At 68.1% G+C, this 18,117-nt stretch carries 16 protein-coding genes and 1 riboswitch; of the genes, 10 read left to right on the top strand and 6 right to left on the bottom strand.

The window, feature by feature from the left end; translation table 11 throughout:
* Window positions 1–2: 2 nt before the first annotated feature.
* The gene (locus GTP77_RS08645) at window positions 3–749 is read right to left on the bottom strand and encodes an SDR family oxidoreductase (RefSeq protein WP_161071772.1); all 747 of its coding nucleotides are present in this window, start codon (window positions 747–749) and stop codon (window positions 3–5) included.
* 111 nt (window positions 750–860) lie between these two features.
* Here GTP77_RS08645 and GTP77_RS08640 point away from each other — a divergent pair, with 111 nt between their 5' ends.
* A complete protein-coding gene (locus tag GTP77_RS08640; RefSeq protein WP_161071771.1) occupies window positions 861–1,757 on the top strand; it encodes a LysR family transcriptional regulator in 897 nt (298 codons plus the stop codon).
* A gap of 1 nt (window position 1,758) precedes the next feature.
* Here GTP77_RS08640 and GTP77_RS08635 read toward each other — a convergent pair whose 3' ends face one another.
* Together GTP77_RS08635 and GTP77_RS08630 are read right to left on the bottom strand one after the other, a co-directional pair.
* A complete protein-coding gene (locus GTP77_RS08635; RefSeq protein WP_161071770.1) occupies window positions 1,759–2,058 on the bottom strand; it encodes a hypothetical protein in 300 nt (99 codons plus the stop codon).
* Between the two features lie 89 nt (window positions 2,059–2,147).
* Window positions 2,148–4,661, bottom strand: a complete 2,514-nt coding sequence (locus tag GTP77_RS08630; RefSeq protein ID WP_161071769.1) for a chemotaxis protein CheW — start codon at window positions 4,659–4,661, stop codon at window positions 2,148–2,150.
* Window positions 4,662–4,961: 300 nt separating this feature from the next.
* Between GTP77_RS08630 and GTP77_RS08625 the strand changes: the two genes are divergently transcribed.
* The 6 genes from GTP77_RS08625 to GTP77_RS08600 are packed head-to-tail and all read left to right on the top strand — an operon-like array spanning window position 4,962 to window position 10,556.
* A complete protein-coding gene (locus tag GTP77_RS08625) occupies window positions 4,962–5,183 on the top strand; it encodes a DUF4148 domain-containing protein (protein ID WP_161071768.1) in 222 nt (73 codons plus the stop codon).
* A 21-nt stretch (window positions 5,184–5,204) separates the two neighbouring features.
* The gene (locus tag GTP77_RS08620; RefSeq protein ID WP_161071767.1) at window positions 5,205–6,659 is read left to right on the top strand and encodes an efflux transporter outer membrane subunit; all 1,455 of its coding nucleotides are present in this window, start codon (window positions 5,205–5,207) and stop codon (window positions 6,657–6,659) included.
* Between the two features lie 48 nt (window positions 6,660–6,707).
* Window positions 6,708–7,205: a MarR family winged helix-turn-helix transcriptional regulator gene (locus tag GTP77_RS08615; RefSeq protein WP_161071766.1), complete on the top strand. Its 498-nt coding sequence runs from the start codon at window positions 6,708–6,710 to the stop codon at window positions 7,203–7,205.
* Between the two features lie 15 nt (window positions 7,206–7,220).
* Window positions 7,221–9,416 carry an FUSC family protein gene (locus tag GTP77_RS08610; RefSeq protein ID WP_161071765.1) on the top strand — a complete coding sequence of 732 codons (2,196 nt, stop codon included), beginning with the start codon at window positions 7,221–7,223 and terminating at the stop codon, window positions 9,414–9,416.
* Window positions 9,406–9,606 (top strand): DUF1656 domain-containing protein, encoded by a 201-nt coding sequence (locus GTP77_RS08605; protein WP_161071764.1) that lies wholly within the window; start codon window positions 9,406–9,408, stop codon window positions 9,604–9,606. Before GTP77_RS08610 ends, GTP77_RS08605 begins: the two co-directional genes overlap by 11 nt.
* A 14-nt stretch (window positions 9,607–9,620) precedes the next feature.
* Window positions 9,621–10,556, top strand: coding sequence for an efflux RND transporter periplasmic adaptor subunit (locus GTP77_RS08600; protein WP_161071763.1), 936 nt, complete (start codon window positions 9,621–9,623; stop codon window positions 10,554–10,556).
* Between the two features lie 66 nt (window positions 10,557–10,622).
* Here the strand turns inward: GTP77_RS08600 and GTP77_RS08595 are convergent, their stop codons facing one another.
* From GTP77_RS08595 to GTP77_RS08585, 3 genes are all read right to left on the bottom strand, one after another.
* Window positions 10,623–10,928 (bottom strand): hypothetical protein, encoded by a 306-nt coding sequence (locus GTP77_RS08595; protein ID WP_161071762.1) that lies wholly within the window; start codon window positions 10,926–10,928, stop codon window positions 10,623–10,625.
* 12 nt (window positions 10,929–10,940) lie between these two features.
* Window positions 10,941–11,591 (bottom strand): thiol:disulfide interchange protein DsbA/DsbL, encoded by a 651-nt coding sequence (locus GTP77_RS08590; protein WP_161071761.1) that lies wholly within the window; start codon window positions 11,589–11,591, stop codon window positions 10,941–10,943.
* 182 nt (window positions 11,592–11,773) lie between these two features.
* On the bottom strand, window positions 11,774–13,768 hold the full coding sequence (locus tag GTP77_RS08585) for a TonB-dependent receptor (RefSeq protein WP_161071760.1): 1,995 nt from the start codon (window positions 13,766–13,768) through the stop codon (window positions 11,774–11,776).
* A gap of 67 nt (window positions 13,769–13,835) precedes the next feature.
* Window positions 13,836–14,089, bottom strand: a riboswitch (cobalamin riboswitch).
* Between the two features lie 61 nt (window positions 14,090–14,150).
* On the opposite strand from GTP77_RS08585, the gene GTP77_RS08580 reads away from it, so the two are divergent.
* From GTP77_RS08580 to GTP77_RS08570, 3 genes are all read left to right on the top strand, one after another.
* Window positions 14,151–16,355 (top strand): M1 family metallopeptidase, encoded by a 2,205-nt coding sequence (locus tag GTP77_RS08580; protein WP_161071759.1) that lies wholly within the window; start codon window positions 14,151–14,153, stop codon window positions 16,353–16,355.
* Window positions 16,352–17,209: a hypothetical protein gene (locus GTP77_RS08575; RefSeq protein WP_161071758.1), complete on the top strand. Its 858-nt coding sequence runs from the start codon at window positions 16,352–16,354 to the stop codon at window positions 17,207–17,209. Before GTP77_RS08580 ends, GTP77_RS08575 begins: the two co-directional genes overlap by 4 nt.
* 79 nt (window positions 17,210–17,288) lie before the next feature.
* Complete coding sequence (locus GTP77_RS08570; RefSeq protein WP_161071757.1) at window positions 17,289–18,095, top strand: DODA-type extradiol aromatic ring-opening family dioxygenase; 807 nt, start codon at window positions 17,289–17,291, stop codon at window positions 18,093–18,095.
* Window positions 18,096–18,117 lie beyond the last annotated feature (22 nt).

Here is an 18,117-nt window from a genome sequence, read left to right as displayed (position 1 = left end):
TTTTACACCATGCCGCCGTTGGCGCGCAGCGTCTGCCCGTTGATCCAGGCGCCGTCCGGGCCTGCCAGGAAGGCGACGGCGGCGGCGATGTCGTCCGGCGTGCCCAGGCGCTCCAGCGGCGCCATGGCCGACAGCCGGGCGATGGTTTCCGGCGTTTTCCCGTCCAGGAACAGGGCGGTGGCGGTCGGCCCCGGCGCCACGGCGTTGACCGTGATGCCTTTGCCGCGCATTTCCTTGGCCAGGATATTGGTCATGGTTTCAACCGCGGCCTTGGTGGCGGCGTACACGGCGTAGCCGGGCAGGCGCGTGCCCACCAGGCTGGACGAAAAGTTGATGACGCGGCCGCCGTGCTGCAGCCGGGTGCCCGCTTCGCGCATGGTGTTGAAGCTGCCCTTGAGGTTGACGGCCACCAGGCGGTCGAAGGTATCGTCGCCGGTGTCGGCCAGCGCCGGCAGTTGGGGCGGCATGATGCCGGCGTTGTTGACCAGCACATCGACCCGGCCCAGCTGGGCGATGGCCTGGTCGAACAGCGCGCGCACGGCGGCCGGATCGGCCACGTCGGCCTGGACGGCGATTGCGCTGCCGCCGCCATCCGCGATGGCCTGGACCACCCGGGCCGCTTCGGCCGCGTTGCCGGCGTAGTTGACGACCACCGCGTAGCCCTCGCGCCCCAGGCGCTGGGCGATGGCGGCGCCTATGCCGCGCGATGCGCCGGTGACGATGGCGACTTGTTGCTGTTTGCTGTTCATGGTGCGGCTCCTTTAGTTGGCGGATTCGTTGATGGATTGAGTATCACTCATTCAACACGACCAATAAATGCACTAAAATTGCTAACACAATTCAATAATTCACAATAATTCATGGACAGACTGGACGCCATGCGGCTGTTCACCCGCATCGTGGAACTGGGCAGTTTCAGCCGCGCGGCGGACAACCTGAAGCTGCCGGCCGCCACGGCCACGCACACCATCAAGCAGCTGGAGGCGCGGCTGGGCGTGCGCCTGCTCCAGCGCACCACGCGCCACGTGAGCGCCACGCCGGACGGTCAGGCGTACTACCAGCGCTGCGTGCGCATCCTGGCGGACGTGGACGAGACCGAGGCGGGCTTTGGCCACAGCGGCGCGGCGCCGCGCGGCAAGCTGCGGGTGGACCTGCAAGGCACGCTGGCGCGCCATTTCGTGCTGCCGCGCCTGGGCGAGTTCTTCGCCCGCTATCCGGAGCTTGAACTGGAAATCGGCATGGGCGACCGGCTGGTGGACATGGTGCGCGAGGGTGTGGACTGCGTGCTGCGCGGCGGCGTGCTGCGCGATTCAAGCATGGTGGCGCGGCGCGTGGCCAGCCTGCGGCAAGTCACCTGCGCCAGCGCGGCCTACCTGGACCAGCACGGCACGCCGCGCACGCTGGACGAGCTGGCGGGCCACCGCGCAGTGAATTTCTATTCCATCGCCAGCGGCAAGGTGTTCCCGTTTGATTTCGTGGTGGACGGCGAACCGCGCAGCGTGCAGCTGTCCGGCTCCGTCTCGGTCAGCAATGCGGAGGCCTATGTGCAGTGCTGCGCCAATCACCTTGGGCTGATCCAGCTACCGCGCTACCACGTGGCCGCGCAGCTGGCGCACGGCAGCTTCCGCGCGGTGCTGGACGACTGGCGCCCGCCGGAGATGGCGGTATCGGCCATGTACCCGCAGCAGCGCCAGCTCTCGCCGCGCGTGCGGGTGTTCGTGGACTGGCTGGCGGAGGTGATGGCCGCCGCCAGCTGACTCATTCGTCCCGCTCAGCCTCCACCAGCGGGATTGTTTCAACGTGGTCGACGTTGATGTCGGCGCCGTCCTTCTGCGCCGTATCGCGTCCCGGCGCGGCGCGTTCGCCGGTGCCGCCCGAATCGGTATCGCTGTCCAGGTCCGCGTCGCCCAGTTCCGCGCCGGCCGTGCCGCCGCTCACATCGCTGCCGGAATCCGAACTGTCGCTCGGTCCCAGGGCGCCGGTGCCGTGGCCTTTGCCCAGGCCGCGGTCAGGTGCCGTGGGAAAGTTATCGGGATCCAGTGTGCTGTTGCCTGACATGGTGGCCTCCGTAAGCTGTTTGCATTGAAGACCACTGTAACAAAGCCACCGCCGGGGCGGCGCACCCCATGGCGCGCCGCCGCGCAGCGCTACTGGACGGCGTGAGCCTGCTGCCCGGCCAGGGGCGCGTCGCGCAGCACCGCCGCCATGTGCTCCACCGACAGCAGGGTTAGCATCTGCCCTGCCGCATCGGCCGATTTGACAATGGACGCAAGCACCGGCGTGATGCCCACGAACACATGGTTGACCGGCGCGATGTCGGCCACCGGCACCACCGGGATGTCGCCCAGGCGCTCGACCAGCACGCCGAAGCGCTTGCCGTTCGCGTCGGCCAGCACAACGGTGAGCATGTCCGCGCGCGGCACGCTGGAGGCCACGCCCAGCGCGCGCTGCAAATCGTAGATCAGCATGGTGGCGCCCTGGTAGATGGCGGCGCCGCAGACTGCGGGCGCGGCGTTGGGCAACTGCACGCAGCCGCCGAACGGTATCGCCTCCACCACCGACGACGCGGCCACGCCCAGCAGGTAGCTGCCGACGTGGAAGCTAGCGATTTCCAGCCGCTCCGCACCGTCCGCAGGCTGCGGCTGCGGGACGGACATCGCCGGCGCGGCAGCGCTGGCGGGCGCACGCCCTGGCGCGGCCAGGCCGCCATTCCAGGCGCCGAGCGGCACGCAGACCAGCGCCAGCACCGCCTGCCCCGCAGCCCCCTCGCTGCCCCGGTACTCGCGGTAGCCGGACGACGCGCGCGCGCCCACCGCCATCACCTGCCCGTCCAGCAGCACCAGCCGCGCCGCGCCGGACGCGGTGGCTGCGGCTTCGGCCAGCAGCTCCGCCGGGACGTCGATGCGGCTGCCGGGCTGCCAGCGCGGGTCGCTGGACGCGATCACGCCGCCGAGTGCGTCCACGAACAGCGTGCAGGCTTTCGCGACTTTGGGCGGCCGCGCCGCCTCCAGTATCGCGGCCAGCTGCGGCGCGGAGTCGAACACCACGGCGATGCCGCCCGCCACGCGGCCGCCGCCGTCCTGCAGCGGTGTCGCGTAGATCCAGGTCGGACGGCCGCCGTACAAATCGTCCGCCACGAATTCGGACACGGCGTAGCGCTGCGCGTCGCGCAGCGCCACGGCCTGCTGCCGCCACGGCGCATCCAGCCGCCGCCCCAGCCATTGCTCCGCATGGGGACGCGACACCGCCACCACCACACCCTCCGCGTCGAACAGCAGCAGGCTGTCGTAGACCGTGTACAGGTCGTTGATGGCGCGCAGCCGCGCCGACATCGCTTCCTGCTGGCCGTCCGGCTGCGCCAGCAGGCCGCACAGCAGCGGGTCCAGCGCCCACCAGCGGCAATCGTTGCTGCGCTCGTAAAGATTGCGGTCCAGGATATCGATCGCCAGCGCCGCATGGAAACGGCAATCGTCCAGATGCGCGGCCACCGCCATCGCCTGCAATTTGCCGATCGAACGCGTGAAGACCTCCTTCATGCGCGTGCCGGTGCGCACGATCTCGGCCAGCAGCACGCGCGAGAAGGCGGGATTGCTCGCCGGCGCAGCCGCCCCGGACGATCCGGCCGCGCCTTGGCGCGCCTGGCCCTGGCGGATATTCGCGTTCCACACCGAGCGGCTCAACTCGCGCTGGATCGCCTCGGCCTGCGGCGGAATGCGCTGCAGCTCAGGCGGGAAAGCCGAGCCGTCGGCCAGCACCGCCGCCAGCAGACCGCCGCCGCCCGCCGGGTCCAGCGACGCAGACGCGCCGGCCTCCTCCCCGTCCTGCTCATCCTCCTCGAACGCGGCATCCAGCGGCACCAGCACCAGCGCGCTCCACCCCGGCCCCATATAACCCTGGAAGCCCTGCGCCATGCGGCGCGAGGCCAGGTATTTGCGGCCTGCGTAGCGCATCAGATGGCCGTCGCCCGGCGCCACGTCGACCACCGAACCCGGCGCCACCTGGCTGCTGTCGCTGCTGGCGATCACCATGCCCGTATCGTCCAGCAAGGTAATCACGCTCCAGTCGCCGCGCCGCTGCAAGCTGGCGAAGATGCGCTTGACCTCATATTCAAAATCAAAGCACAGGAACAGCGCGCCCAGCACGGCGCCCGCCTCGTTCTGCACGCGCACCGCGTAGAACAGATTGCGCGACTCCTCCGGGAACAGATCGCTGCGCACCGCCGCCTCGGTGTAAGGCGCGGTGCTGTCCAGCACCTCGCGCAGCAGCGCGTCGCGGCACACCGCCACGTCCGGCCGTCCCGGCAGCCGCGCCAGCACCTCGCCGGACGGCGACAGCAAGATCACGTCGCGGTACACCGAATAGCGCGCCACATACGCTTGCAGGCGCGCCGCCATGTCCGCCCGCGCGGCCGGGCTGCGCTCCGTGGCCGCAGCGAACCCGCGCAGCGCGTGGTCGGTGGCCAGGAAGCCGATGTCGGCGGTGCGCTCGAACAGATTGCGCACCAGGACATCAATCGCCACCTGGGCGGGCGCGCACAGCTCCTGCACGCGCTTGTCCAGCGTGGTGCGGGCCAGGCTGTCGAGCAGGCCGGCGCTCAGTTCGGCAAAGGCGGCCTTGGTGCCGCTCATTTCCGTGGTGGTGCCGGACAGTTGTCCCAGCAAATTTAAAACATCCCAGACAGATTCCAGGGATTTCAGGGTCTCGCGATTTTCCGTCACGTGCAGCATGTGTGGCTGCAAGCTACGGAATTGATGGCTGACCGCACTTGTGGTTGGGCGCATGTCGTTGGGTTTTCCGATAAGAAGACCCGCCATGCAAGCAATTATCATTCCACACACCAACATTACCTTTTCATCACTTTCGCACCAGACCGGTGCGCTTGTGCCACCTTGTGGTTACTACTTGCTTCATTACTGAACAATTCAGTGATATACTGTTTTCACTCAACCAGGAGAACCATCATGAAAAACCTCATCGCCACCTTCGCCTTGATCACCGCCGCCGCTGCCGCCTCCGCCCAAACCGCCGCCCCGGCCACCGACACCAAACAGCCGCAAGCCAGCACCGGCCGCACCCGCGCCGAAGTCATCGCCGAAGTCATCGAAGCACGCAAAAACGGCACCCTGATCGAAACCGAAGCGGACATGGACGTCGCCCAGACCCGCAAGCACATCGCCAAGTAATCCAGGCCGGACGACACCGCCATGACCCTGCTGCGCCCCCTCTCACTGCTTGCCGCCGCGCTGGCGCTCACCGCCTGCGCGGACATGAGCAAGGTCGCGCCGCCGCAAGCGCGCAAGCTGGACCCGGTGCAGCTGAACGCGGGCGCCGCCATCCAGGCCGCAGCGGCCGAGGGCGCCAAAGACGGCGCGGCGGCGCAAGCCGCGTGGCCCAAGGAAGCCTGGTGGCGCAATCTGAACGACCCGCAGCTGGACCGCTTGCTGGAGCGCGCGCTGGAAGGCAATCCCAGCCTGAAGGCCAGCCAGGCGCGCGTGCGCCAGGCGCAGGCGCTGGCCGGCGTAGCCGAAGCAGCCACCCTGCCGCGTGTGGACGGCAGCGCCGTGGTCGACCGCGAACTGTATTCCGCGCACAGCAGCGTGCCCGCGCCGCTGGCCGGCAACTACGCCACCAAGACCACGGCCAATATCACCGCCAACTACGACCTGGACCTGTGGGGCCGCAACCGCGACGCGCTGGCCGCCGCCCTGCACGACGCGCAGATGGCCGCCGCCGAGGCGCAAATGGTCAAGCTGGCGCTGGAGTCGGCCATCGTGCACAGCTACATCCAGCTGGCCAACGCCTGGGCCATGCAGGACGCGGTGGCCGCCAGCCTGCAGCAGCGCCAGCAGATCCTTGAGCTGACCAAGCGCCGCCGCAACGCCGGCCTGGCCAGCGACATCGACGTGGCCACCATAGAAACAACGCTGCCGGCCGGCCGGCGCGAGCGGGAACAGGCGGCAGAATCCGTCGCCCTGCTGCGCAACCAGCTGGCGGCCCTGATCGGCCAGGGACCGGGCGATGGCGACGCCATTGCCCGGCCAGTGCTGACATTGAACCAGCCCACCGTGCTGCCCAGCGCCCTGCCCGCCGAGCTGGTGGCGCGGCGCCCGGACCTGGCGGCCCAGCGCTGGCGGGTGGAAGCGGCGGCCAAGCGCATCGGCGTGGCGCGTGCGGACTTCTACCCCAACATCAACCTGATGGCCTTCGCCGGCATCCAGGCGCTGGGCTTCAGCCACCTGCTGGACATCCATTCCGCCACGCGCGGTATCGCCCCCGCCATCAGCCTGCCGATTTTCGAAGGCGGCCGATTGCGCAGCCAGCTGGGCAGTCAGAACGCGCTGTACGACATCGCGGTGGAGCAGTACAACGCCACGCTGGTGCAGGCGCTGGCCGAAGTGGCCAACGCCGTCACCCAGGCGCGCTCGGTGGAACAGCAGCAGCAACTGGCCGAACGCGCGCTGGCTTCGGCCACCCGCGCGCACGCGCTGGCGGACCGCGCCTTCCGCGCCGGCATGACGGACTCGCTCAGCGTGTTGCAGGCCCGCCTCACCCTGCTGGCCGAACAGCAGCAGATGGTGCAGGTGCAAAGCAGGCGTCTCGACAGCTATGCCGCGCTGATGGCGGCGCTCGGTGGAGGAATTAAACAAGATTTCCCGTGATACAACGATAGTACAATCAATACTTTCGTACAGGGAGAGGAGAGCGCAATGAGCAGTTTTGACGCGACCAACAAGCGCCTTAAGAACATCCACGCACGCATGCCGGCGTTTCCGGAGGAGACCATGCGCCTGATGCGGCTGACGTATCACGTGCAAAAGCGCATGAAGGACTTGTCCAACGCGGCGCTGCGCAAGTACGACCTGGTCGACGCCAGCTATATGGTGCTGGCCGTGCTGTACGGCTCGGACGACGAAACTTCGACCGCGTCCACGCTGGGCGAGGCCTGCATGGAAAAGCCGGCCAACCTGACGCGCGTATGCAACGACCTGGAGACCCAGGGCCTGATCTCGCGCGGCAACCGCCCCGGCGACCGCCGCTGCGTGATGATCTCGCTGACCGACAGCGGGCGCGCGCTGATCGAGCAAGTCATGCCCGAAGTCTGGGCACGCACCACCCGCGCCTATGACGGCTACAGCGCGGAAGACCGCAAGCTACTGGAGCAGCTGTTCAAGCGACAGCTGGAAAATTTAGAAAACATCAGTTGAACCTGACCTGAAAACATGACCCCGGACCCAGCCCCCTACACACATCAACACAGCAAGGCGTGGCTGGCCGGAGCGGCCAGGCTAGTCCAGGGCTGGACCGGGACCGAAGGCGAGCGCTGGATCTTCGTCGCCAAGACCCTGCTGGCGGCCTTCACCGCGCTGTGGCTGGCCTTCCGCCTGGGCCTCGATTCGCCCAACACGGCCATGACCACCACCTTCATCCTCGCCCTGCCCAGCAGCGGCATGGTGCTGGAAAAAGCCTTCTACCGCCTGCTCGGCACCCTGGTGGGCTGCAGCAGCGCCCTGCTGCTGACGGCGCTGTTTCCGCAGCAGGCGCCGCTCATGTTCATCGGCCTGGCGCTGTGGATCGCGGCCTGCACCTGCGGCGCGGCCATGTACCGCAACCAGCAATCGTACAGCTTCGTCCTGGCCGGCTACACCGCCGCCATGATCGCCATCCCCGCGCTGGACCACCCTGCGGGCGCGTTCGCGCTGGCCGTCACGCGCGTGGTGGAAGTGAGCCTGGGCGTGATCTGCGCCACCGTGGTGCACGACGCGCTATTCCCGCGCCACCAGAGCGCGCAGGTGATGCGCACCGTGCAGGCGCGCTACCTGCGCTTCCTCGGCTTCTGCCGCGAGGTGCTGGAACACAAGGCGCCGCCCGCCGAAACCGAACTGGCACACCTGCGCTTCGCGGCCGACATCGCCGCGCTGGAATCGGGCCGCGCCGCCGCCTTCTTCGAAGCCGCCCACGCCCGCGCCCACACGCGCCAGCTGCACGCCTTCAACAGCGCCTTCATGGCCGCGCTAACCACCTTCTACACCCTGCACCGCCTGGCGCACCGCCTGCGCCAGGACGCCGCATCGCCGGTGCCGGCCCTGATCGAGCCGCCGCTGGCGCGGCTGGCCGCGGCGCTGGCGCAAGGCGAAACGCTGCAAGGCCCGGCGCTGGCCGCCCTGCAAACCGAACTGGCCGCCGCCATCGCCGCCGCCCGCGCGCAGGCCCACCTGAACGCGGACGTCTACGTGGACGCGGACGGCGGCAAACCCGCCTCGCCGCACCGCATCGACTTCGAAACCGCCATCGAACTGCTGGAGCGCTTCGCGCGCCAGTTCGGCGACTTCGCCGCCACCTACCACGGCCTGGCGCAGCGCAAGCGCACGCAGGCCAGCGAGCCGCAGTCCTATACGCCCAAGACGCCGCCCGCCATCGTGCTGGCCAGCGGCTTCCGCGCCGCCGCCGCCCTGCTCACCGTGGCCGGCGTGTGGTACTGGATGGCCTGGCCCTACGCCGTCAACGCGGTGCTGATGACGTCCATCTTCTGCGCGCTGGCCTCGTCCTCGCCGCGCCCCACCGCCATGATCAAGCAGGTCATGACGGGCTTCCTGATCGCTTGGCCGCTGTCCTTCTTCACCGAGTACTTCCTGGTCATGCCGGCCAGCGGCTACCCCATGCTGGTGCTGGCCGCCGCGCCCCTGTTCGCGGCCGGCGCCTACCTGACCACCGATCCCAAGCGCGCCGGCGTCGGCATCGGCATGACCTTGTTCAGCGCGCAGGTGATCGCGCCGCTCAACCTGGCCCATTACGACGTCGCCGCCTTCCTCAACACCACGCTGGCCATGCCGCTGGGCGTGGCGCTGGCCTGGGCCATCTTCGCCGTGGTGCTGCCCGAGCACACCATGGGCCAGAAAGACCACGTGGCCGCCGCGCTGTGGCGCGAGGCGCTGGCCGCCAGCACCGCGCCGCAGCACGCCTGGCGGCGCTGGCCAGCGCTGCGCCACCGCTTCGACAACCGCGTGCGCGATCTGCTCAGCCAGCTCAACGCCGCCTCCGGTCCCGCGCCCGGCGAGGACGCGCGCGCCGTGGTGCGCCAGGGCCTGACCTTGCTGGAACTGGGCCACTCGGTGCTGGAGCTGCGCGCGCTGATCGCCGAATCCGGCCGCAGCGAAGCGCGCCGCGCGCTGCAGGACTGCGTGTCCGCCCTGGCGGCCTACTTCCGCTCGCCCACGCAAGAGCGCTGCGGTACGGCCGTCGGCGCGGTGCTGCGCGCCGGCGCCGCCGTGCGTGCAGCGCTGCCCGAAGCCGCCGCGCCCGAGCGCGCAGCGCGCCTGCGCACCGCCCTCACCGACCTGCATTCCATTTACACCTGCCTGCTGGACCAGCTGCTCACAAGCACAAGCACCAGCCCCGGAGACCGCCATGCCTCGTGAACTCGCCGTGTTCGGCATCCTCATTCCCACCCTGCTGCCGATTTTCCTGGCCAGCCTGCTGCTGCAAGGCGCGCTGGACTGGGTGCTGGGCCACGCCGGCCTGTACCGCCGCGCGTGGCACCCGGCGCTGGTGCGCCTGTGCCTGCTGGTATGCATCTTCAGCGCCCTCACGCTGGTCCTCTATTCCTAACTATGCTCTCGACCATGACCGCCAAGATATTCCGCTTCTTCATTACCGCCCTGCTGCTGTGCGGCGCCCTGTGGCTGGGCAAATCCGCCTGGGACCGCTACATGGAATCGGCCTGGACACGCGACGGCCGCATCAAGGCCGACGTCGTCAACATCAGCGCCGACGTGGCCGGCACCGTCACCGAGGTGCTGGTGAAGGACAACCAGCTGGTGCAGAAAGGCGACGTGCTGTTCGTCATCGACAAAGCGCGCTACGGCGCCGCGCTGGCGCAGGCCAACGCGCTGCTGGCGGGCCAGCAGGTTGAGCGCGGCCGCCGCAGCAAGGAAGCCCAGCGCCGCGCGGCGCTGGACGACGCCGTCATCTCGGCCGAGAACCGCGAGAGCGCGGGCTACGCGGCCGACAGCGCCGGCGCCCAGCTGCGCGCCGTGCAGGCCGCACGCGAACTGGCGCAGCTGAACCTGGAACGCACAGTGGTGCGCGCGCCCGTGTCCGGCTATGTGACCAACCTGAATGTGCATGCGGGCGACTTCGCGGCAGTGGGCGCGGCCAAGCTGGCCATTATCGACAGCGCGTCCTACTACGCGGTGGGGTATTTTGAAGAGACCAAGCTGCCGCTGCTGAAAGCGGGCGCGCCGGTGGACCTGAGCCTGATGGGCGGCGAGGCGCTGCTGCACGGCCATATCGACAGCATCGCGCGCGGCATCACCGACCGGGACGCGGGCACCGGCCGCGAGCTGCTGGCCGACGTCAATCCCACCTTCAACTGGGTGCGCCTGGCACAGCGCGTGCCGGTGCGCATACGGCTCGACAGCATACCCAAGGATGTGACGCTGGTGGCGGGCACCACCTGCACGGTCAGCCTGCACGGCGGGTTACGCGCCACGGCGCTAACCCGCCCTACGCCACCAACACAGCCGGCAACGGCGGCAACGGCGCGTAGGGCGGGTTAGCACGCGCAGCGTGCGTAACCCGCCAAGCAGGCCACGTAAAAAAACCCGCCGTGGCGGGTTTTGCGTTTATGGCTTGGTGTGCATGAGCGCGTAGCCCACGTGCTCCCACCAGTGCTCCCTGGTGTGCACCGTCTTCATGCACGCCATATCGGTTTCGCCCTTGAACATGCGGTCCTCGCACTTCTTGCCTGCGTAGGCGTTGCGCTGGTTCTCGGCATTGGCCAGCGCTATCATCAGCCACACCGAAAACGCAATCACGACCAGCAGCAAGCTCCATGCAACGTGGTTCACATGGCTGCGCCAGAACAGCTTGTTCTCGTCCGGCGCGGACTCGCGGTAGATCGCCATCACTTCTTTTTCAGTATCGCTCATGATTGTTCTGCTTTATTTCTTGGCGGCCTTGGCCACCAGATAATCCATCACCTGCAGCGTGGCCTGCTGCGAAGCCTGCTCCGGCATGCCCGGACGGCCGGCCTGCGACGGCGAGGTGACGAAACGGCCGTCGACCACGATGGTAGGCGCACTGTCCACCTTGTAGGCGGTAACCACCTGGGCCGCACGCTTCATTTTAGTCTGTACGGCGAAGGAATTAAAGAACTCCAGGTATTTCGCCTTGTCGATGCCGTTCTTGACCAGGAAGTCGGTCATGGCGTCGTCCTTGTTCAGGCGGTTGCGCTCAACGTGGATGGCGCGGAAGATCTTGTTGTGGAACTCTTCCAGCTTGCCCATCGCTTCCAGCGTCAGGTAAGCATGAGCCTGGGCGTCATTCGGGCCGCCTGCCGGGAAGTGCACGCGGCGGAAGGCGATCTTGTCGCCCTGCTGCTTCACCCACTCGTGCAGCGCCGGCTCGAATGCGTTGCAGTGCGGGCAGGAATACATGAAGAACTCGATAACCTCCACTTTCTTGCCGGTGTCGGTGCGCACCGGGGAAGCCAGCGTGGTGAAGTCCACGCCTTCCTTCGGCTCAGCGGCGGAGGCGCCGGCTGCGGTGAAAGACAGGGCGGCGGCGGCAATAATCAGGCGCAGGAAACGCATAATGATCCTTCTGGAAATAAGAGTGGGCTAATAACGCCGCGAGATTAACATTTTTTCGGCCTCGCCATCAGGCCATACAGCAAAAATCCCCGGCCAGCGGGGATTTTAAGCCTGATTTAAGACCCCGGCCATCAGCAACACGTAGGGCGGGTTAGGCAAAGCCGTAACCCGCCATGCGCGCGTCAGAACTCGTAGCGCGCCGACAGCTTCAGCTGGCGCCCGTCCGAGCTGTAGATGCCGCCACGGCACTGGAAGGCCATGCCGTAGTACTGCTTGTCGGCCAGGTTCAGGCCGGCCAGCGCCACTTCCCAGGCGCCAAACTTGCGCGCATAGCGTGCGTCCAGCGTGGTGTAGGACGGAATGCGCGCGGCGCAGCTGTTGGTGAAATCGGAACCGAAGCGCTGGCTGTCCACCCACTGCGCGCCGATGTCGGCGGTCTGGCCGTCGGCCGGGGTCCAGGTCAGGCGCGCGCTCAGCACGTTCTTCGGCACCAGCACCATTTCACGTCCGGCGATGGCGCCTTCGGTGAAGGTGGCTTTCACGCGCTGGTAGTGGCCGCTCAGCGTCCAGTCGCGCGCCAGCTCGGCGCTCGCGTCCAGCTCGAAGCCCTGGCGCTTGGTCGGCGCCAGGTTGGTGTTGGCGCCAAAGCCGAACGCGCCGGCGGTCGGATCGTAGTAGATCTCGTTGCGCAGCTCGTGGCGGAACACGCGCGCCGACAGCTTGGCGCCGCCGTCGGTGTAGCTGGTGCCCAGTTCCAGGTCGTGCGAGGTCTGCGGCTGCAGCACGGTGTTGGGCACCAGGGTGTAGCCGTTTTCATCGGCATTGGCCACGCGGTAGCTGTGGCCGGCCTTCGCGTGCAGCGTGGCTTTCGACGACAGCGCGTAGCTGCCCTGCACGTCCCAGGCGTTCACGCCCTGGGTCACGTCGTAGTTGGCAACCGACCAAGGCGACGGATCGGCGTTGGTCTTCTCGAACAGCTCGCGGCGCACGCCTGCGGCCAGGCGGAAAGCGTCCCACTTGACTTCGTCGCGCAGGTACAGCGCCTTGGATTTCTGCGTGGCCTTGCTCGGGCTGGAGCCCTTCTGCTCGCGGGTCCAGTCGATGAAGTCCACGCCCGCCACCGCTTCGTTCAGCACGCCGCCGAACTGGCCCAGCTTGCGCACGCGCGGCGAGAACTGGGTCTGCTTGCTTTCGTAGTCCAGCACGGAGGACGTGGTGCCGTGGAAGTAGGTCGCTTCCAGCTCCTTGCGGCGGTGCGACAGCTCGGCGGCCAGGTCGTAGCCCGCGAGCTTGGCTTCGACGAAGGCGGTGAAGCGGTCGCTATCGAGGGCGCCGAAGTCCTTCGGCGTGGCGGCCTGGCGCGGGTTGGCGTCGAACTGGGCCTGGCTCAGCGATCCGGCGAAGCGCGAGTCCTGGCGGGTGCTCGACAGGCGCACGCCGGCGCGGCCGTCGGTAAAGCCCACTTGCGCGCCGGCGTTCACGCTGCGCGATTTGAAGGCGTTGTTGTCGCGGTAGTTGTCGGTGTCCAGCGCGCCGCCGGACAGGTCGAAGGCCCAGTCGCCGGTGCTGTGGGTCAGCGCCGCGCGGCCTTCGCGCAGGCCGAACTGGCCCACTTCGGCGTACACGCTGCCGTGCGTGCCGGCATTGCGCGCACCGGGGCGCTTGGTGATGATCTGGATCACGCCGCCGGTGGCGCCGTCGCCGAACAGCACGCTGCTGCCGCCGCGCGTGATCTCGATGCGTTCAACCGAATCAACCGGGATGGTCGACAGGATGGCCGAGCTCAGTTCGTTCTCGGACAGCCGCACGCCGTCCAGCAGCACCACCATGTTCTGGCTGCTGTTGGTGCCGAAGCCGCGCAGGTCCAGCGCGAAGTCCGGGCTGCCGTCCAGGCTCTGGTGGCCCAGCACGCCGCCGATCTTGCGGATGGCCTGGTTCACGTCGCTCACGCCGGCGCGGCGGATCTCGGCCGCGCTGATGACGGTGGCGCCGATGGGCAGCAGCGACGGATCGCTGTCGAAGCGCGCGCCGGTCACCACAACGGCGGCCAGGGCATCGCCCGCGATCTGGGTTTGCGCCATGGCGGAGGAAGAAACGATAGCGGCGGAGAAGCACAGCGCCACGGCAAGCGCCAGCGGCGACGAAGCCGGCGCGCGGCTAGAATTCGAGAAGGTCATGTTGTACTTTTATGCGTAGTGAGCATCCGCCTGCGTCCCCGCAGGCCGGATTCAACGAAAGGCTTTCGGCGCTTTCACCTGTTTGGCCGGTATCCGGGCTGGCAAGACGGGACGGGATCACCTTCCGGCGCGGGACTGGCCTGCGCAGTGGTTGTCGATCCAGCCTGCCGCGCATGCATTGCAGAAGCGCGGCGCTTGCGTACCGTTGCGGGGGCAGCACACCTTGGCCGCCGCGCTGCCAAAAAGCGCCGGCTGCCTTGTGTTTCCCGTTTAACTGCGTCCAAGGGCATGGACGCGGGCACCAAAACGCCGCCATTATACTCCCGGCCCCGTATGGATGATTTCGTTGGCAAATAATTACGTGCTTCGTTATAGTGGCGCCATGAACGCACACTCCTACCGCAAGCCAGCCATCGTCCTTGCCGCCCTCGCCGCCGCCACGCTGGCCGTGCTGGCGCTGGCGCAAGTCCAGGTCATCGCCATCCCCGAGCCGTACACGGACACCGGCATCCCCTTCGCCCCCGCGCAGGCAGGCGCCGTGGCCGCGCCCAGCGCGCCGGACGCCTGGGGCGGCCCGCGCACCGGCAGCGAACCCACCCTGTCCGACCGCGTGGTGGACTACAAGATAGCCGCCACGCTGGACCCGGACAAGCACACCGTGGACGGCAAGCAGCAGCTCACCTGGCGCAACCGCAGCGCGCATCCGGTGCGTACGGTCTACCTGCACCTCTACCTGAACGCCTTCGAGCATGCGGGCACCACCTTCTTCACCGAGCACCGCGCCAGCGGCGGCGGCATGTTCAGCCGCGATCCCAGGGAAGGCGAATGGGGCCACATCAACCTGCGCAGCGTGACGCAAGGCGGCGCCAAGGTGGAACAGTCCTTCGTGCAGCCGGACGGCGGCCCGGCCAGCGACCGCACCGTGGTGCGGCTGGACCTGCCGCAGCCGGTGCAGGCCGGCGCCTCCACCACGCTCGATATCGACTTCCACAGCCAGCTGCCACGGCTGCTCGCGCGCAGCGGGTACTTCGGCAGCTTCCACCTGGTGGCGCAATGGTTCCCCAAGATAGGCGTGCTGGAACTGGCGGGAGAACGCGGCGCCACCAGGCCGCGCTGGAATGTGCACGAATACCACGCCGAGTCAGAGTTCTACGCGGACTTCGGCAGCTACGACGTCAAACTCACCGTGCCCAAGGACTACACGGTGGGCGCCACCGGCGAGCTGCAAGGCGCGCCGGTGGAAAAGAACGGCATGCTCACGCACCACTACGTCCAGGGCGACGTGCACGATTTCGCCTGGACAGCGGACAAGCGCTACGCAGCGCCGCTGATGGGCAGCTGGAGCGGCGCGGGCAGCCCGCCGGTCAGCATCAAGGTGCTCTACATGCCGGAGTTCGCGGCCAGCGCCGCGCCATCGCTGAAAGCCGCGCAGGACGCGCTCACCTACTACTCCAAAACGCTGGGCCCCTATCCCTACAAGACGCTGACCGTGGTGCTGCCGCCGCATAACGCAAGCGAGGCGGCGGGCATGGAGTATCCGACCTTCTACACCGCCGACAGCTACGCCACGGTGGATCCGAAATCGCGCCAGGAATTCGAGCTGGACCTGGTCAACATCCACGAATTCGGACACGGCTACTTCTACGGCATCCTCGCCTCCAATGAATTCGAGGAACCGATGCTGGACGAAGGCCTGAACGAATACTGGAATATGCGCATGGCGCGCGAACGCGGGCAGCTGCTGCATCCGGCGCCGCGCTGGCTGCGCGCCATCGGCGTGTCGCCCGGCTTTGACGGCTTCCACTTTGAACTGGGCGGCGCGGTGCGCGAGAACCCGGCCGACCCCGCCGGCCAGAACGCGTACACGCGCCTGCAAGGCATAGGCCCGGCCTACAACCGCAGCGCCACCATCTTCCACGACCTGGAAGCGCAGCTGGGCAAGCAGGCCACCGAGCAGGCCTTCAAGGAATACTACCAGCGCTGGCGCTTCCGCCACCCCAGCACCGCCGACCTGCGCGAAACGCTGGCCCAGGCCAGCGGCCAGCGCGCGCTGGTGGAGCGCGTGTTCGCGCAGCAGGTCTACCGCACCGGCAAGGTGGACGACCGCGTGCAGTCCATCAGCAGCGAAGAAGTGCTGCCGCAGCCGGGCAGCGGCATCGTCAACGGCAAGCGCGTGGAGCTGACGCAGGACCAGGTGGACAAGCAGATCGACGATGCGCGCGAAAAATGGGAGAAAGCCCATCCCGACGCCAAGCACGGCGCAGGCCCCTACCCCTACCGCACCGAAGTGGTGGTGCGCCGGCGCGGCGAGGCCGTACCGCAAACGCTGCTGGTGCGCTTTGCCGACGGCAGCAGCGAAACCGTCAAATGGGACCCGCAGAACGGCGAACGCTGGGAGCGATTCGTGTGGCAGAAGCCGGTGAAAGCCGTGTCGGCCGAACTCGACCCCGAGCGCAAGCACCTGCTCGACACCAATAAACTCGACGACAGCCGCACCGTCAAGGCCGACGGCAGCGCCGCGCGCCGCTGGACCTTCGACCTGGCCGCGCTCGCGCAAGCCATCCTGACCCTGATTGCAACCATATGAAACTGACCGACACCTGCGTGCGCGCCGCCCGCGCCGCCCTGCAATGGCGCCTGCTGGCGCTGTGGACCATCGCCCTGCTGCTGCCCACGCTGGCGCTTGCGCTGCCGTTCTGGATGCAGTTCGGCGCCGCCTTCAGCCACTCCGTGCACACGGCCGAACTGGCGCAGCGGCTGGACCTGTCCAATATTGCCGACCTGATGGGCGAGATGACGCGCAATCCGGCCGCGATCCAGCTGGGCGCAGGCACCGCGCTGGTGCTCACGCTGCTGCTGTCGCCGCTGCTCACCGGCGCGGTCGCCACCGCCGCCCGCTACGACGGCAAGCCGGCCCTGCGCCACATGTTTGCAGGCGCGGTCGCCGAATACCCGCGCATGTTCCGGATGATGCTGTGGGCCGTGGTGCCGCTGGGCGCCGCCATCGGCATCGCCAGCGGGCTGCAAAGCCTGGCCGGCAGCGGCGCAGACAACGCCATCACCCCGAGCGAAGGCCAATACCTGCGCGGCGCCGCCGGCATCCTCACCGCACTGCTGATCGCGCTGGCGCTGGCCACGCTGGACGCCGGCCGCGCCGTGCTGGCGTCGGACCGGCGCCGCCGCTCGGCCGTCGCCGCCTGGTGGCACGGCCTGCGCCTGCTCGCGCGCAGTCCCGGCGCCACGCTGGGCAGCTACGCGGCGATCAGCCTGCTGGGGCTGGCCGTGGCCGCCGTGCTGGGCCTGGGCCGCGTCCACCTGCCCACGGCCGGCACCATCGGCCTGCTGGCGGCCCTGCTGCTGACCCAGGCCATCGCCGTCATCCTGGCCTGGATGCGCAGCGCGCGGCTGTTCGCGCTCATCGGGATTATTAACAAATCCTGAACGATCCATCCATAAAAACACGATTGATGAACAAGGAGTGCGGGACTATAGTAAGTGCATCGAAAACCAGGAGCACTCCATGTCCAGCACTGCACTCCCCACCTACTTCCTGTCCCACGGCGGCGGCCCATGGCCGTGGATGCTCGCCCACTACGGCAACCGCTACGACGCGCTGAAAGCGTCGCTGGAAGACATCCCGCGCCAGCTTGGCAGCGCCAAGCCCAAGGCCGTGCTGGTGGTGACGGCACACTGGGAAGCGAGCGAGCTGCGCATTTCGGCCAGCCCCAAGCCGCCCATGATCTACGACTACGGCGGCTTCCCCGACTACACCTACGACATCCAGTACAGCGCGCCCGGCTCGCCGGAAGTGGCCGAACGCGTGCAGCAGCTGCTGAACGGCGCCGGCATCGCCGCCCACCTCGACCCGCTGCGCGGCTTCGACCACGGCACCTTCTCGGCCATGCAGCCCATCTACCCGGCGGCCGACGTGCCCATCGTGCAACTGTCGCTGAAACAAGGGCTGGACCCGGCCGAGCACATCGCCATCGGCCGCGCCCTGGCGCCGCTGCGGGAGGAAGGCGTGCTGATCATCGGCAGCGGCCTGAGCTACCATAACCTGCGCCAGTTCGGCGCGGCGGGCGCGGAAGCCTCGCACCAGTTCGACGCCTGGCTGCGCGCATCGATGGCGCTGGCGCCGGCCGAGCGCGAAGCCCGGCTGCTGGCCTGGGAAAGCGCGCCTGCGGCACGGGCGGCGCACCCGCGCGAAGAGCACCTGCTGCCGCTAATGGTCGCCCACGGCGCCGCCACGGCCGACGGCGCCGCCAACGTCTACCACGAAGACAGCTTTATGGGCGCCCTCGCCGTCTCCAGCTTCCGCTTCGGCTAAAAAGCACCAACACCCCAAAAGG

It is taken from the genome of Pseudoduganella aquatica (genome assembly GCF_009857595.1).
Classification (GTDB): domain Bacteria; phylum Pseudomonadota; class Gammaproteobacteria; order Burkholderiales; family Burkholderiaceae_D; genus Rugamonas; species Rugamonas aquatica_A.
Note: the sequence above shows the minus strand (reverse complement) of the source record. Positions and strands in the feature narration are given on the sequence as shown.

Coding starts and splice junctions, on each gene's coding strand:
- GTP77_RS08620 (WP_161071767.1), top strand. CDS start 5,205: ATGACCCTGCTGCGCCCCCTCTCACTGCTTGCCGCCGCGCTGGCGCTC.
- GTP77_RS08625 (WP_161071768.1), top strand. CDS start 4,962: ATGAAAAACCTCATCGCCACCTTCGCCTTGATCACCGCCGCCGCTGCC.
- GTP77_RS08590 (WP_161071761.1), bottom strand. CDS start 11,591: ATGCGTTTCCTGCGCCTGATTATTGCCGCCGCCGCCCTGTCTTTCACC.
- GTP77_RS08640 (WP_161071771.1), top strand. CDS start 861: ATGGACAGACTGGACGCCATGCGGCTGTTCACCCGCATCGTGGAACTG.
- GTP77_RS08605 (WP_161071764.1), top strand. CDS start 9,406: ATGCCTCGTGAACTCGCCGTGTTCGGCATCCTCATTCCCACCCTGCTG.
- GTP77_RS08575 (WP_161071758.1), top strand. CDS start 16,352: ATGAAACTGACCGACACCTGCGTGCGCGCCGCCCGCGCCGCCCTGCAA.
- GTP77_RS08610 (WP_161071765.1), top strand. CDS start 7,221: ATGACCCCGGACCCAGCCCCCTACACACATCAACACAGCAAGGCGTGG.
- GTP77_RS08595 (WP_161071762.1), bottom strand. CDS start 10,928: ATGAGCGATACTGAAAAAGAAGTGATGGCGATCTACCGCGAGTCCGCG.
- GTP77_RS08615 (WP_161071766.1), top strand. CDS start 6,708: ATGAGCAGTTTTGACGCGACCAACAAGCGCCTTAAGAACATCCACGCA.
- GTP77_RS08585 (WP_161071760.1), bottom strand. CDS start 13,768: ATGACCTTCTCGAATTCTAGCCGCGCGCCGGCTTCGTCGCCGCTGGCG.
- GTP77_RS08645 (WP_161071772.1), bottom strand. CDS start 749: ATGAACAGCAAACAGCAACAAGTCGCCATCGTCACCGGCGCATCGCGC.
- GTP77_RS08570 (WP_161071757.1), top strand. CDS start 17,289: ATGTCCAGCACTGCACTCCCCACCTACTTCCTGTCCCACGGCGGCGGC.
- GTP77_RS08580 (WP_161071759.1), top strand. CDS start 14,151: ATGAACGCACACTCCTACCGCAAGCCAGCCATCGTCCTTGCCGCCCTC.
- GTP77_RS08635 (WP_161071770.1), bottom strand. CDS start 2,058: ATGTCAGGCAACAGCACACTGGATCCCGATAACTTTCCCACGGCACCT.
- GTP77_RS08600 (WP_161071763.1), top strand. CDS start 9,621: ATGACCGCCAAGATATTCCGCTTCTTCATTACCGCCCTGCTGCTGTGC.